At 70.3% G+C, this 13473-nt stretch carries 12 protein-coding genes; 4 read left to right on the forward strand and 8 right to left on the reverse strand.

Translation table 11 applies throughout. The features are described 5' to 3' along the window. Positions 1-313 (reverse strand): manganese catalase family protein (locus APY03_RS43545; protein WP_232324220.1); only part of this gene is annotated, 313 nt, incomplete at its 3' end. A 202-nt stretch (positions 314-515) separates the two neighbouring features. Between APY03_RS43545 and APY03_RS10270 the strand changes: the two genes are divergently transcribed. Beyond that, complete coding sequence (locus tag APY03_RS10270) at positions 516-1085, forward strand: DUF4142 domain-containing protein (protein WP_068676442.1); 570 nt, start codon at positions 516-518, stop codon at positions 1083-1085. 33 nt (positions 1086-1118) lie between these two features. Here the strand turns inward: APY03_RS10270 and rpoN are convergent, their stop codons facing one another. Next, the gene (gene rpoN, locus APY03_RS10275) at positions 1119-2513 is read right to left on the reverse strand and encodes an RNA polymerase factor sigma-54 (protein ID WP_068676444.1); all 1395 of its coding nucleotides are present in this window, start codon (positions 2511-2513) and stop codon (positions 1119-1121) included. A gap of 225 nt (positions 2514-2738) precedes the next feature. Here rpoN and APY03_RS10280 point away from each other — a divergent pair, with 225 nt between their 5' ends. The 3 genes from APY03_RS10280 (at position 2739) to APY03_RS10290 (ending at position 5010) form a co-directional block, all read left to right on the forward strand. Beyond that, entirely contained in the window at positions 2739-3068 is a 330-nt protein-coding gene (locus tag APY03_RS10280; protein ID WP_068676446.1) for a histidine kinase dimerization/phospho-acceptor domain-containing protein, read from the forward strand. 87 nt (positions 3069-3155) lie between these two features. Next, entirely contained in the window at positions 3156-4547 is a 1392-nt protein-coding gene (locus APY03_RS10285; protein ID WP_068676448.1) for a sigma-54-dependent transcriptional regulator, read from the forward strand. Positions 4548-4626: 79 nt separating this feature from the next. Beyond that, positions 4627-5010, forward strand: coding sequence for a CBS domain-containing protein (locus APY03_RS10290; protein ID WP_162487138.1), 384 nt, complete (start codon positions 4627-4629; stop codon positions 5008-5010). Positions 5011-5034: 24 nt separating this feature from the next. On the opposite strand, the gene APY03_RS10295 is transcribed toward APY03_RS10290, so the two are convergent. From APY03_RS10295 to APY03_RS43550, 6 genes are all read right to left on the reverse strand, one after another. Then, positions 5035-9261: a CheR family methyltransferase gene (locus APY03_RS10295; protein ID WP_083944260.1), complete on the reverse strand. Its 4227-nt coding sequence runs from the start codon at positions 9259-9261 to the stop codon at positions 5035-5037. 137 nt (positions 9262-9398) lie between these two features. Then, positions 9399-9968: a DUF1003 domain-containing protein gene (locus APY03_RS10300; protein ID WP_232081185.1), complete on the reverse strand. Its 570-nt coding sequence runs from the start codon at positions 9966-9968 to the stop codon at positions 9399-9401. Further along, entirely contained in the window at positions 9955-10761 is an 807-nt protein-coding gene (locus APY03_RS10305; protein WP_083944273.1) for a TIGR04290 family methyltransferase, read from the reverse strand. The genes APY03_RS10300 and APY03_RS10305 overlap by 14 nt, the downstream gene beginning before the upstream one ends. Before the next feature lie 14 nt (positions 10762-10775). Continuing rightward, a complete protein-coding gene (locus tag APY03_RS10310) occupies positions 10776-11873 on the reverse strand; it encodes a CgeB family protein (RefSeq protein WP_068676454.1) in 1098 nt (365 codons plus the stop codon). A gap of 58 nt (positions 11874-11931) precedes the next feature. Then, positions 11932-13029, reverse strand: a complete 1098-nt coding sequence (locus APY03_RS10315) for a CgeB family protein (protein ID WP_068676456.1) — start codon at positions 13027-13029, stop codon at positions 11932-11934. A 15-nt stretch (positions 13030-13044) separates the two neighbouring features. Continuing rightward, a partial coding sequence (locus APY03_RS43550) for a CgeB family protein (RefSeq protein ID WP_232324221.1) occupies positions 13045-13473 on the reverse strand: 429 nt, incomplete at its 5' end.

Raw genomic sequence — 13473 nt, forward strand, 5'->3', positions numbered from 1 at the left:
CCGCGCCGGTGATGCGCCTGTACATCTCGGCCTCGGTGTCCGTGGCCTCGGCGAGCTGGCCCTTGGCGCCCTTGTTGAGCATGCCCACGATGGTGCCGATCACCTCCAGGTGGCTGAGCTCCTCGGTGGCGATGTCGAACAGCATGTCCTTGCGGCCGGGGTCGTCCTCGCCGACGGCCTGGGTGAAGTAGCGCATGGCCGCGGCGAGCTCGCCCTGCGGTCCGCCGAACTGCTCGAGCATGAGGTTGGCGAGGCCGGGATTGCACTCGCTCACACGCACGGTGTATTGCAGTCGCTTGTTGTGAGAGAACATGGGGGCATCCTTCGAAGTGAGGGGTTGGACAAGACGGCCTTGGGTGCCGCGGGGAGTGCAATCTCCATCCGGCCCAGGTGCACGGGTGTAGGTCCCTCCGGTGCGCTCCTGTCTCTTTTCATTGATGAGCTCGCCTCGCTCGAGCCGGGCACGCCGCGTGCCGTGCTGTCAGGCCCCATCACTCATTTCGAAGGAGACCCTCATGATGCAAACCAGGATGCTGCGGATGCTTGCGGCTGCCGGCTTTCTCTTCGCCACGCTCGCCGGCGGAGCCGCGCAAGCACAGACCGACACCACGCGCGCCAGGACCGCGCCGGGCGCCCTGTCGCCCGCCGCCAAGCTCCAGCGTGCCGACCACGGCATGCTGCGCGACATTGCGCAGGCCAACATGGCAGAGATCGCCACCGGCAAGCTGGCGCTGGAGAAGTCGCAGGACGGCGAGGTCAAGAAGTTCGCCCGGATGATGGTGGACGATCATTCGGCGGCGCTGAAGGATGTCCAGCAGCTGGCCCAGGCGAAGGATGCGACGCTGCCGAGCGAGCCAGACTCGAGGCACAAGGCCGCGATGAAGGCGATGCAGGCCTTGGACGGCGCACGCTTCGACCGCCAGTACATGTCGCAGGCGGGCGTCGGGGACCATCGCAAGACGCGAACCCTGCTGCAGAAGGTGCAAGCCAGTGCCAAGGACAGCGACCTGAAGGCATTGGCCGGAAAGATGCTCCCCGTGGTCGAGCAGCACCTGTCGCACGCCGAGCAGATGGCAAAGAAGTGAAGGCCGGCCCTGCGCGCGCGGCGCCGCAGCGCGTCAGGCCCGCGCCGCCGCGCGCAGCTCGATGGGATCGATGCGCAGCGCCTGCCGGTACTTGGTCACCGTGCGACGCGCGATGCGGAAGCCCTGGTCCGTGAGGCGTCGCGCGAGTTCGGCGTCGCTCAGCGGCGCTCCGCTCGGCTCGGCCGCGATCAGCTCGCCCACCAGTTGCCGCAGCGCGGTCGGCGCGCTCGCGCCGCGGTGGGCATGCTGCATTCCGCGGGAGAAGAAGTACCTCAGCTCGAAGACACCCGCAGGCGTCGCCATGTACTTGTGATGGACGGCGCGCGAGACTGTGGAAGGGTGAACCCCGACCGCGTCGGCGATCTCGCGCAATCCCAGCGGCTTCATGGCCAGCGGGCCGTAGTCGAAGAAGAGCTTCTGCTTGGCGACGATGGCCTGCGCGACGTCGCGGATGGTGGACACGCGCTGCCCCACGTTCTGCACCGTCCAGCGGGCGTTCTCGAGGCAGCCGCGCAGCTCCGGGCTCGCGGTGGCGCCCTGCTGCTCGAACATGCGGGCGTAGGCCTGGTGCAGCCTCACCCGCGGAACGGAGGCTTCGTTGAGCACGGCCGTCCACACGCCGCGCCGCTTTCGCACGATGACGTCGGGCGTGACGAACGCCGGCGCCTGCGCATCGAGCCGCCAGCCAGGGCGCGCGTCGAGCTTGCGGATGCGCTCGGCCGCGAGCTTGATCCGCGCCACCGGCTCGCCCAGCGCGACGGCGATGCGCTGCCAGTTGCGCGAGGCCAGCTCCTCGAGGTGGCCGCCAACGATGCCGCGCGCCAGCTCGCGCAGCGCCGCGTCTTCGATGGCGCCCAGCTGCAGCAGCAGGCACTCGGAGACGCTGCGTGCAGCAACGCCCGTGGGGTCCAGTGATTGCACGCGGGAGAGCGCCGCTTCCAGCGCGGGCGCGAGCTCCTCGCCGGCATCGCCGACCAACGCGCCGATCTCCTCCAGCGAGATCCGCAGGTAGCCGTCGTCGTCCAGGGACTCGACCACCGCGGCCGCCAGCAGGCGCTCCTGCGCATCCAGCCTGAGCACGCCGAGTTGCGCGTGCAGGTGGTCGCGCAGCGACACCGCCGCGGGAATGCGCTGCAGCGCATCGGCGCTCTCGTCGTGCGACAGTCGCGCGCCGGGCTGGGCCGGGCCGGCGCTCAGCCGGTCGAGGGCCGCGTCCGAAGACCACGCGGTGCCTTCGAAGCCCGGCGCATCGGTGCCATCGGGGCCCGTGGCCTCTTCGAATTCGAGAAAGGGATTGGCGTCGGCGGCCTCGTGCAGGGCCTGCGCATAGTCGAGCGCGGAGAGCTGCAACAGCCGGACCGCCTGCTGCAGCCGGGGCGAGAAGGCGAGGGTCTGGACAGGGCGCGCCTGCAGGGCGATCGAGCTCATGGTCTTCCTTGACGAGCCGCGACCTGCGCAACACCCGTGCCAGGAATAGATTCCATTTTTTATAGTGCTTTTGTTTTCAATGCATGGGAGGGATCGGAGGCAGGTCGGCATCCTTTGCCGCAACTCTTGCGATGTGATCCGACGCCGCCTCGCAATGCTTTGCCGGACACTCCGAACATGAGACCGACAGCCCTCGCGTTCGCTGCCCGTACTGCAAGCTTCGCAATGCTTGGCCTGGCGGCGACCGTCGCCGCCGCCACCGCCCTCGGACGTGCGGCGCGTGCCGAGGACAAGGCCGGGACCGCAGCCGAGGCCCGGCTCGAGGCGCTGCGCCAGGCGCTCGCCGACCATGCGAAGGAAGCCAGCCGCCTCGACCACGCGTTCCGCACGCCGATCGGCGCCGCGGCGGCAGCGCTGCAACTCCTGGAAACATCCGGTGACGATCCTGAACTCCAGGCGCAGGCCCGGCAAGTGATCGCGAGGCAGCTCAGCCGTATGACGGCGCTGACAGAATCCCTGCGCGAAGCCGCACAGAGGCTCGGCGACCAGGCGTAGCCCGCGCGCGCGGCAGGCGCAACATGATTTCGGATCCGGCTCTTGCGTTGTCGTTCATCGAAAGCGCAGGGCAAGAGGAGACAACAAGTGGGACACGCGCTCATCGTTGAAGACGACGAGGACTCCGCTCGCATGCTGGCCGCGCTGGTCAAGCGCGAGGGCCATTCCGTGGCAACCGCCATGACGCTGGGGCACGCGCGCCGCTACCTCGCGATGCAGCAGCCCGACCTCCTCCTGCTGGACCTGCACCTGCCCGACGGCAACGGCCTCGACCTGTTCGAAGACACCGGCCTGCTCACCGACACCGAGGTGGTGCTCATGACCGGCCAGGCCAGCCTGGAGACCTCCATCCGGGCGCTGCGGCTGGGCGCGGCCGACTACCTGGTGAAGCCGGTCAACCCGCAGCACCTCAAGGGCCTCTTGTCGCGCCTCATCCGTCCTTCCAAGCTGCGCGCCGAACTCGCTGAGATCGCCGAGCACTGGCGCGAGACCGGCCGCTTCGGCCCGCTGATCGGCGCCTCGGAAGCGATGCAGGGCATCTACCGCCAGATCGCCCGGGTTGCGGAAACGGCGGTCAGCGTCTTCATCCACGGCGAGAGCGGCACCGGCAAGGAGCTGGTGGCCAAGGCGGTGCACGACCTCAGCCGCCGGCGCGAGCAGCCCTTTCTTGCCGTCAATTGCGGTGCAATTTCGCCGCACCTGATCGAGAGCGAGATCTTCGGCCACGAGCGCGGCAGCTTCACCGGCGCGGAGCGCCAGCACCAGGGCTTCTTCGAGCGGGCGCACGGCGGCACCCTGTTCCTGGACGAGGTGACCGAGATGCCGCTCAACCTCCAGGTGAAGCTGCTGCGGGTGCTGGAGAACGGCACCTTCATGCGCGTGGGCTCCACGCAGCTGCAGCAGACCGACGTGCGCATCATCGCGGCCACCAACCGCGACGCCGCCGAAGCCGTGATGCGCGGCGGGCTGCGCGAAGACCTGCTGTACCGGCTGAACGTGTTCCCGATCCCGCTGCCGCCCCTGCGGGAGCGTGCCGACGACATCCCGCTCCTGGCCCGCAGCTTCCTCGACGACCTGCAGCGCCAGGAGCAGGCGACGAAGCGCTTCACGCCCGAGGCGATGGAGCGGCTCAAGGCCTATCCCTGGCCGGGCAACGTGCGGGAGCTGCGCAATGCCGTGCAGCGTGCGTGGGTCATGGCGGCGGGTGCGGAGATCGACGACGAGTGGCTGCCCAAGCTGCCCGGCCCGGAAGCGCCGAGGCCGCTGCAGCGCGCGGGCGCCGCGAGGCCCCTGCCCGAGCAGTCTCCCGCCGGCCACCGGGAACTCAGCATCCGGGTGGGAACGCCGCTCGCGGAGGTGGAGCGGCAGCTCATCCTGGCGACCTTCGAGTACTGCGGCCAGCACAAGGAGCGCACGGCGGCGCTGCTGGGCATCAGCATGAAGACGCTCTACAACCGGCTGAAGGAATACCGGCTTTGAGGCCGGCAGGCATGCCGCTTGCCCGGCCGGGTACAGGATGCGCATCCTCGCGCGCCCTTCCTCCGACGGGAGCCATTTCATGACCACAGTCTCCGACCACATGACGCGCGGCGTCCGCGCGATGTCGCCGCGGGACACCGCCCAGGCCGCGGCCCAGGTGATGGCAGAGCTCGACGTCGCCGTGATCCCGGTCTGCGATGCCGGCCGGCTGGTGGGCATGGTCAGCGACCGCGACATCACCGTGCGCGGCGTCGCCCGCGGGCTGCCGCCGGCCCATACGCCGCTGGGCTACCTGATGAGCGCCGAGCTGCTCTCCTGCTACGAGGACGAGTCGATCGACGACGTTGTCGCCCGGATGCGCCATGCGCGGGTGCGGCGCCTGCCGGTGGTCGACCGCCGGCGGCGACTGGTGGGCATGCTGCTGCTGGGGGAGCCGAGCGAGGTTCATGCCTGGCCGCCCTGACCGGCACCAGGGGGCAATGCGCCGCTATGCCCTGCCCCGCTCCTGCAGCAGCTGCGCCATCGCGGCGATCAATTGGTCCGCCTCGATCGGCTTGCTCAGATGCCTGTCGAAGCCGCGCGCCAGCAGGTTCATGCCCTCCGTCTTGCTGCCCCAGCCGGTGAGCGCGATCACGACCAGCTTGTCGCCCGAGGGCATCGCGCGCAGCCGTTCGGCCACCTCGATGCCGTTCATGCCCGGCATGCCGATGTCCAGCACGGCCACGTCGGGCATCGCGCGCTCGGCCGCGACCAGGGCTTCCGCGCCGCTGGCAGCGATCGTCGTCTCGTGTCCCTCGGCCTTCAGCAGCATGGACAGGGTCCACGCAGCGTCCTCGTTGTCGTCGACGATCAGCACCCGTGTCCTGCCGAGCCGCGCAGGGGCGGCTGCCGGCGGCTGCGGCGGTGCGGCGACCGGCGCGCTGCCGAGCGGCAGCCGCACGCGGAAGCGGCTGCCCTTGCCCAGGCCATCGCTTTCGGCCTCCACGTGGCCGCCGTGCAGCCTGACGATGTTGCGCACCAGCGCCAGCCCCACGCCGAGGCCGTCGTTGTTGCGGTGCGCCGCGGCCGGCCCCTGGGCGTAGAGATCGAAGATGCGCTCTATCGTTTCGGGGGCCATGCCGACGCCGTTGTCGCTGACGACGATCGACACCTCGCCATGGCCCGCTTCCACTTGCAGCGACACCTTGCCGCCCGGCGCGGTGTACTTGGCCGCGTTGGTCAGCAGGTTGACGATGACCTGCGCGATGCGCAGCGGATCGACGCGCACGTGGACCGGCTGGTCCGGCAGGCGGGTCGAAAGCCGGTGCCGCGCGGCCTTCAGCAGCGGCTCGGCCGTCTCCAGCGCGGCCTCGACGATGCTGGACAGCGCCACATCCTGCAGGTGCAGCTCCAGCTGGCCCACGGTCAGTCGCGACACGTCCAGCAGGTCGTCGAGCAGGATCTTCATCGTGCGGGCCTGCCGCCTCACGATCCGTGCCGCCTGCTCGCGCTGCTGCGGCGTGCTCGATGCATCGGCCAGCAGGGCGGCGGCGCTGCTCACGGCAGCCAGCGGGTTGCGCAGCTCGTGCGAGAGCACGGCCAGGAAGCGGTCCTTGGCGGCGTCGGCCTGCTCCAGCCGGGTGCGCGCGGCCTCGTTCTCCTGCAGCGCATTCATCAGCTCGGCCTGGCTGCGCTTGAGCGCCGCCTGCGCCTCGCGCGCCTGCGTCTGGTCGCGCAGGATCTTCACGAAGCCGACGGCAGCGCCGGAGCTGTCCTCCATGCGCATCATCGTGCCGCTGCCCCAGAAGCGGCTGCCGTCCTTGCGCACGTGGAAGCGCTCGTCGGCGGCCCGTTCCTCGGTCAACGCGGTCCGTGCTTCCTGCGCGGGCGCTCCGGCGCGCCGGTCTTCCTCGGTGAAGATGATGTCGGCCCGCTGCCCCAGCGCTTCGGCCTCGGTGTAGCCGAGCAGTCGCTCGGCGCCCTTGTTCCAGCTGGTGATGGCGAGCTCGAGGTCGGTGGAGAAAATGGCGTAGTCGCGTGCGTTCTCCACCACCAGGCGCAGCCGCTCCTCGCTGCGGCGCAGCGCTTCCGCCGACCGCCTGGCGTCGCTGACGTCGATGAACGAGAGCACGACGCCGGCGATGCGGTCCTCGGCCGCGCGATAGGGCGACAGCCGCGCCAAAAACCAGCTGCCGTCCGGGCGTCCCACCTCGCGTTCGACCGGCGCGAGCCGCTCGAGCACCTGCTGCGCATCGGCGCCGAGCTCCGGGTACTGCAGCTTGGGCACCAGGTCGCTCAGCGGCCGGCCCAGGTCGCCCGGGATCAGGCTGAACAGCCGCACCGCCATGGGCGTGTAGCGCGTGATGCACAGGTCGCGGTCCAGGAAGATGGTGGCGATGGCCGTGGCGTCCATCAGGTTCTGCATGTCGCTGTTGGCATGCGCGAGCTCGTCGACCTTGGTCTTGAGCTCGTGGTTGACGGTGACCAGTTCCTCGTTGATCGACTGCAGTTCCTCCCGGCTGGTCTCCAGTTCCTCGGTGGCCGAGCGCAGCTCCTCGTTGATGGCCTGCAGCTCCTCGTTGCTGGCCTTCAGCTCCTGGGTCGAGGTCTCGTACTGCTCGACGGTGTCGCGCAGGTGCGCTCGCATGCGATCCAGCTCCTGGTCGAGCTGCGCCACGAGCGGCGAGTGCGCCTGCGCTTCCGGCACCGCCGAGGCCGCGGCGCCGGGGACCTCGATGTCGAAGAGCACCAGCGTCATCTCATGGCGCCCATCCTTGACCGGCACCACCCGCATGGTGAGCGCACGAGTCTCGCCGCCCAGCGGCACCTGCAGCCTCGGCGTCTCGACGGATTCGCCGCCGTGGGTGGCCCGGTGCAGCGCGGTGCGCAGCTCGATGCGCAGCGCCGAGGGGACCAGCCGCAGCAGGTTGCGGGTCGGCTCGCCCGCCGCATGCTGCAGCAGCTGCGCCGCGCTGGCGGACAGGTGCACGATGTCGTGCTCGGCGTCGACCAGCACCGAGGGCGGCCCGAGGTGCTCCAGCAGCTTCAGGTGCAGCTCGCCCCACGAGCTGCCCCGGGTGGCCGGGGCATTGCCGCGGCGTTCGGCGATCAGGTTCTGCTGCTGATCGAACACCCGCCCTGCGATGACCGGCGCCTCCGCCACCGCATGCCGAACGTCCACCGCCAGGGCGAGGCTGCTGGGCCCGCTCTGGACCGGCACGCCGGTGCGCGGCACCGGCCGCTGCGCGTAGATGCGGTGCTTCTTGTCGAGCACGGTGAAGTACCGGCTCCCCTCCTCCACCGATTCGGAGGTGCCGAGGAACAGCCGCCCGCGCGGCAGCAGCGCGAAGTGCAGCACGTCGAACACGCGCGACTGGGCCTGCGGGTCGAGGTAGATCAGCAGGTTGCGGCAGCTGACCAGGTCGAGGCGCGAGAAGGGCGAGTCCTTGAGCAGGTCGTGCGTCGCGAAGAGCACCGTCTCGCGCAACTCCCGCCGCACGCGGTAGCTCCCGTGCTCCTTCACGAAGAAGCGGCGCAGGCGCTCCGGGGAGACATCGGCCTCGATGGCGGCGGGGTAGATGCCGTCGCGCGCAGCCTGCACCGCGTTCTCGTCCAGGTCGCTGCCGAATACCTGGATGGTGGGCGACACGTCGAGCGTGCGCGCGTGCTCGGCCAGGAGCATGGCAATCGAGTAGGCCTCCTCCCCGGTGGCGCAGGCCGTCACCCAGACGCGCACCGTGTCGTTCGGCCCCTTGCCGGCGAACAGCTCGGCAAGGTGCGGCACCAGCGCGTCGAAGCACTCCGCGTCGCGGAAGAAGTTGGTGACGCTGATGAGCAGGTCCTGCAGCAGCGCACCGGCTTCGCCGGAACGCGTGCGCAGGCAGTTCAGGTAGGCCGGCAGGTCGCCGACGCCGTTGACCTGCATGCGCCGGCCGATCCGGCGCACGATGGTGGCGCGCTTGTAGTAGGAGAAATCGCGGCCGGTGCGCGCGCGCAGGAAGCTGAGGATCTCGCGCAGGATGGCCTCGTCGGCATCGGCCGGCGCCTCGCTGGCCGGCTGCGCGCCCTCTTCCGGCGGCAGCCGCAGCGTCTTCTCGATCTTGTAGTAGTCCAGCAGGCGGGCCGCCATCTGCGACACCGGCAGCACCCAGTCGACCATGCCGGTCGCGATGGCCGCATTCGGCATGCTGCCGTGCTCCGCCTCGTCGGGGTCCTGCGCGATCGTGAGCCCGCCGCGCTCCTTGATGCGCTTGATGCCGATGGCACCGTCCCCATCGCCGCCGGACAGCACGATGGCCGCCGAATGGGGCCCGTGGGTGTCGGCCAGGGCGCGGAAGAAGTAGTCGACGGCCATCCGGCGGCCGGGCTGCGTCTGCAGGTCGGTGAGCCGCAAATAGCCGTTGGCAGACTTGATGGCCTTGCCCGGCGGGATGACGTAGACCGTGTTGGGCAAGACCTTGCTGGTCGTCTGCACCTGCATCACCCGCATCGGGGTGGCGCGCTGGAGGATCTCGGCCAGGATGCTTTCCCGCTCGGCCGCCAGGTGCAGGACGACCACGAAGGCCAGGCCGCTTTCGGGCGGCACGCTCTGCAGGAAGACCTGCAGCGCCGGAATCGCGCCGGCCGATCCTCCGAGCCCGACCAGCGGGGTCAGCCCGTAGCCCCGCGTGGGGACGACGTTGTCGATCAGCTCGGGATGTTCTTCCTCGATGTGGTCAGGGTGGAGGTCGTTCATGGCTCGCAGTCCTTGGGGCCCGGGCCATGCACGGCGCCTCAGGTCGATGATCGATTATGCGAGGCGGGAGCCGGGCTACCGGTGCGGATGCACTCGAGTACCTCCTCGCCCAGCGGGGTGAATGTTGTTCCGGCAGTTCATCCGCCGAGCTTCCTCTCGCTCTGCTGCATGCGGTCGAGCACCTGCTCGGGCGCGACGTCGCGCTCGAGCTCGTCGAGCTCCGGGTCGTGCGCCTCGGGCACGCCCATGCGGCGGGCCATCTCGCCGACGAGCGTGACCAGGCGCGTGATCTCGTGCTCGGCGAGCAGGCTGATCTGCAGGTCCAGGTCGGCGCGCTGGTCCGCCTGCGCGGCCATGCGGTTCTGGCTCACCAGCACGAAGGTGGAGATGAAGATGGCCTCGACCGAGGCCACCATGGCGAGGACCACGAAGGTGGGATCGAAGCGGGGCACCGGCGGCACCCAGCCGAGGTTGATCGCGATCCACGTGCCATAGATGAGCAAGTGCAGGTAGACGAACTTCATGCTGCCCGCAAAGGCGGTGATCGCGTCGGCGATCCGGTCCTGCAGGCCGGTCTCCCGCCGCTCCTGCCGCCGCCGCCGGACCAGCGCCTCGATGTTGCGGTCGATGAGGCCGGCCATCTCGCCGGGTCCGCCCGAGCCGCCCGGCCCCGGCGGCTGCGCGGGCGCAGGATCAGCTGCGCTCACGAATCGCCCCGGCTGCCGCCTCGAACTGCGACGCATACAGTGCGCGGGCGCGCGCCGCCTCTTCGTCGGGCGCGCAGAGATAGATCTCGTGCCCCGGGCGCGCTTCGACCCGCAGGCCGCTGGATCGCAGCATGGCCTCGACGGCGGCATGGTTGGCTGCCCACCAGTTGGTCGGATCGCCCGCCAGCCGGTGCTCGATGAAGGCCATGCGCGGCCAGCCCGACTCCAGCAGCGGCGTGCGGTCCTCGATCGGGCAGTCGGCCGTGTTGGCGTACACCGAATCGCCCGGCATGGTGAGGGTCTGGAACATCAACAGGCGCCGCGTGCGGCGGACCAGCAGGTCCAGGGCCAGCAGCGGATAGCGCAGGTGGTAGAAGACGCCCATGAACCACACGAGGTCGAACGTCTCGTCGCAGCGGGCGATCTCGTAGACCTCCATGCGTCGGAATTCCACCTGCGCCTGCAGCCCGAACTCGTGCGCGGCCCACCGGGCCTGCTCCAGGTAGTGTTCGTCCACGTCGATGCCCAGCACCGAGGCGCCGCGGCGCGCCAGCTCGAAGCTGTAGAAGCCGGCATTGCAGCCGACGTCCAGCACGCGCCAGCCGCGCAGGTCGGCCGGCACGAAGGGCTCGATCTGCTGCCACTTGAAGCGGGGGAAATCGCCGCCGAGAAAATGATGCGGCAAGGTCTGTACCCCGCCCGGCAGGTGGAGGTTGTGGAACCAGGGCGCGAGCGCGTCGATGCGCTGCTGCAGCGCGTCGGCCTCCGGGGAGCGGGGCTTCGGGCTGGGCATGGCTGCGCGCTCGTTCATGCCGCCTCGCGCGCACGCAGTGCATGCACATAGCCTTCGAGCTGCGCCGCGCGGTGCGCGGCCGTGTGCTGCGCGAGGATGCGGCCGCGCGCCCGCTCGCCGACGGCGAGGCGCTCGTCCTCCGGCAGCTCGCGCAGCAGGCGCAGCACCTCGGCCGCCGAGTCGGCCAGGAAGATCTCGCGCCCGGGCTCGAGCAGGGTCTCGATGCCCTCCCACCGGTCGCTCACGATCGGCGTGCCGCAGGCCGCCGCCTCGAACAGCCGCACGCTGGGCGACCAGCCGGCTTCGATCATGTCGTCGCGCGTCACGTTGAGCGTGAAGCGCTGACGGTTGTAGAAGGCGCGGTGCTCGGCCGGCGGCAGGTGCTGGATGTGCTGCACGTTCGGCGCCCAGTCGATGCCGCCAGGGTATTTCGCGCCCGCGACGGCGAAGCGGCCCTCGTGCCACTGCCGGGCCGGCTGCAGCAGCATGCGCTCGACGCGCGGCTGCCGGTCGTCGCTGTAGGTGCCCATGTAGCCCAGGTCCCACTGCAGCGGCTGCGGCTCGGGGAAATAGAGCGCGGGATCGACGGCGCAGTAGAGCACGCGGGCCGCGGGGGAGCCGAACTCGCGCTCCAGCCTTGCCAGCGTGGGGCCGCCGGTGAACGAGAGGTACAGGTCGTAGCCGGCGATCTGCCGCGCCTCGAGGTAGGGCGCCTCGCCGGGCGGCGGCTCGCGCAGCCGCGCGAGCGTGACGGGCGTGTCGATGTCGTAGAAGGCCGTGAGGCCGCAGGCCTCGGCCTGGACCCAGTCGCCGACGGCGACGCCGTCGCGCACGAAGGAGCCGACGATCACGAGGTCCGCCGCGCCGATGTCCCCGGCATGGAGGCGCTGCAACGCGTCGAGGTCCTCGTAGAGCACCGTGCGGCCGAAGGGCGGCTGCGGCAGGTCGCGATGGCCGGCGTACCAGGGCACGTCGCATTCGAGGAAGAGGACGTCGTGCCCGCGCGCAGCCAGCTCGCGCACCAGGCCGCGATAGGTGGTCGCGTGGCCGTTGCCCCAGGACGAGGTGATCGACAGGCCGATGATCACGATGCGCAGCGGGCGGGGGTTCATGGGCGGCCTCCTCGCCGATCGCCGTACGCCGCGTGTTTCTTGGGGATGCATCGGCGGGTCACTCTGCAAGCTCCGCCACGCGCGCCGTTTCCCGGCCTTCGAGAAGTGCCTCCAGCTCGGCGGCACGGTGCGCGTAGGTGTGCTGCGCCAACAGTCGCTTGCAGGCGGCCTGCCCGATGCGGTGGGCGGTGGCGGCGTCCAGCCGCTCCAGGTGCGCGGCCACCTCCTCGCCGCTGGACGCGACCAGCACCTCGCGATCCGGCTCGAGGAAGAGCTCGATGCCCTCCCACGCATCGGTGATGAGGCAGGCACCCGCACCCGCGGCCTCGAACACCCGCGTGGCGGGCGAGAAGCCATAGCGCGCCATGCTGTCGCGGCTGATGTTGAGCACCGCCTTCGGCGTGCAGTTGAAGGCGTTGTGGTCGGCGGTGTAGACGTGGCCGATGTACTTCACGTTGCCCGGCATCGCCTTGTCCTCCCAGCCACTGCCGCCGAGCAGGAAGCGGGCCTCGTGCAGCTGGGCGGCGGCGTGCAGGAAGAACTCGTCGACCCGTGCCTCGCGGTCCGGCAGCCGGTTGCCCAGGAAGGACAGGTCCGCCACGAAGTGCGGCAGCGGCTCCACCGGATGGTGCGTGGCCGGATCGAGCGCGTTGTAGATGGGCACGCATCGGCGCGCACCGAAGCGCTCGTAGGCGTCCACCACGGGCCTTCCGCCGCCGTACGTGAGCACTAGGTCGTAGCCGGGCACCAGCGCGCGGAAGGGGTCGGACAAGTCCGCGTGCATGCGCTCCAGCGTGGCGGGTGCGTCCACGTCCCAGAAGACGACGCGCGTGCGGGGGCTCCTGAGGCCGAGCACCGCGGCCTCCAGCAGCGCATCGAACACGCCCACGCCGCTGGCCTTCACCACCAGGTCGGCGCCGCGTGCCTGCTCGACCATGCGCAGCGCATGGTGCTCGCCCTCGCCGGGGTAGACGATCACCTCGGCCCAGTCGGGGTCCTCGATGTCGCGGTGCTGCTGGCGTCCGTAGGCGTCGGGTTCGTAGAAACGCACGCGGTGCCCGCGCTCGTGCAACGCGCGAACGATGCCGCGGTAGTAGGTGGCGGCACCGTTCCAGTAGGCGGAGACCAGGCTGGAGCCGAAGAAGGCGATGTCCATGTTTCTTCCTTGGGTTCACGCGATGCTGGGCGCCGCATGGGCGGCCGGCTGGAGCTCGGCCAGGATGCCGAGCAGCTCGTCGACGCGGTGCGAGCAGGTGTGGCGCGCGAGCACGGTGCGCCGCCCGTTCGCCGACAGCTCGCGCCGCGCTTCGGGATCGGCCAGCAGCGCGCGCAGGTGCCGCTTCATGGCCCGGCCATCGGCCGCCACGAGGTAGTCGCGGCCCGGATGGAACAGCCCTTCGGCGTCGTCCCAGGGCGCGGAGACCAGGGGAATGCCGCAGGCCAGCGCCTCGAACATGCGGATGGTCGGGATGCCGGGCAAGGCCCTGGCGTAGGGTCGGCGCGGCACGTGCACGGTGACGGCGTAACGCGCAAAGACGCGCGGCGCCTCGTGGTTGGGAAGCCAGCCGCCATAGCCGATGCCGGCGCGCTGCAGCCGCTC

Origin of the sequence: Variovorax sp. WDL1 (genome assembly GCF_001541225.1) — a bacterium.
GTDB lineage: Bacteria > Pseudomonadota > Gammaproteobacteria > Burkholderiales > Burkholderiaceae_C > Variovorax.

Coding starts and splice junctions, on each gene's coding strand:
- APY03_RS10270 (WP_068676442.1), top strand. CDS start 516: ATGATGCAAACCAGGATGCTGCGGATGCTTGCGGCTGCCGGCTTTCTC.
- rpoN (WP_068676444.1), bottom strand. CDS start 2,513: ATGAGCTCGATCGCCCTGCAGGCGCGCCCTGTCCAGACCCTCGCCTTC.
- APY03_RS10280 (WP_068676446.1), top strand. CDS start 2,739: ATGCTTGGCCTGGCGGCGACCGTCGCCGCCGCCACCGCCCTCGGACGT.
- APY03_RS10290 (WP_162487138.1), top strand. CDS start 4,627: ATGACCACAGTCTCCGACCACATGACGCGCGGCGTCCGCGCGATGTCG.
- APY03_RS10295 (WP_083944260.1), bottom strand. CDS start 9,261: ATGAACGACCTCCACCCTGACCACATCGAGGAAGAACATCCCGAGCTG.
- APY03_RS10305 (WP_083944273.1), bottom strand. CDS start 10,761: ATGCCCAGCCCGAAGCCCCGCTCCCCGGAGGCCGACGCGCTGCAGCAG.
- APY03_RS10310 (WP_068676454.1), bottom strand. CDS start 11,873: ATGAACCCCCGCCCGCTGCGCATCGTGATCATCGGCCTGTCGATCACC.
- APY03_RS10315 (WP_068676456.1), bottom strand. CDS start 13,029: ATGGACATCGCCTTCTTCGGCTCCAGCCTGGTCTCCGCCTACTGGAAC.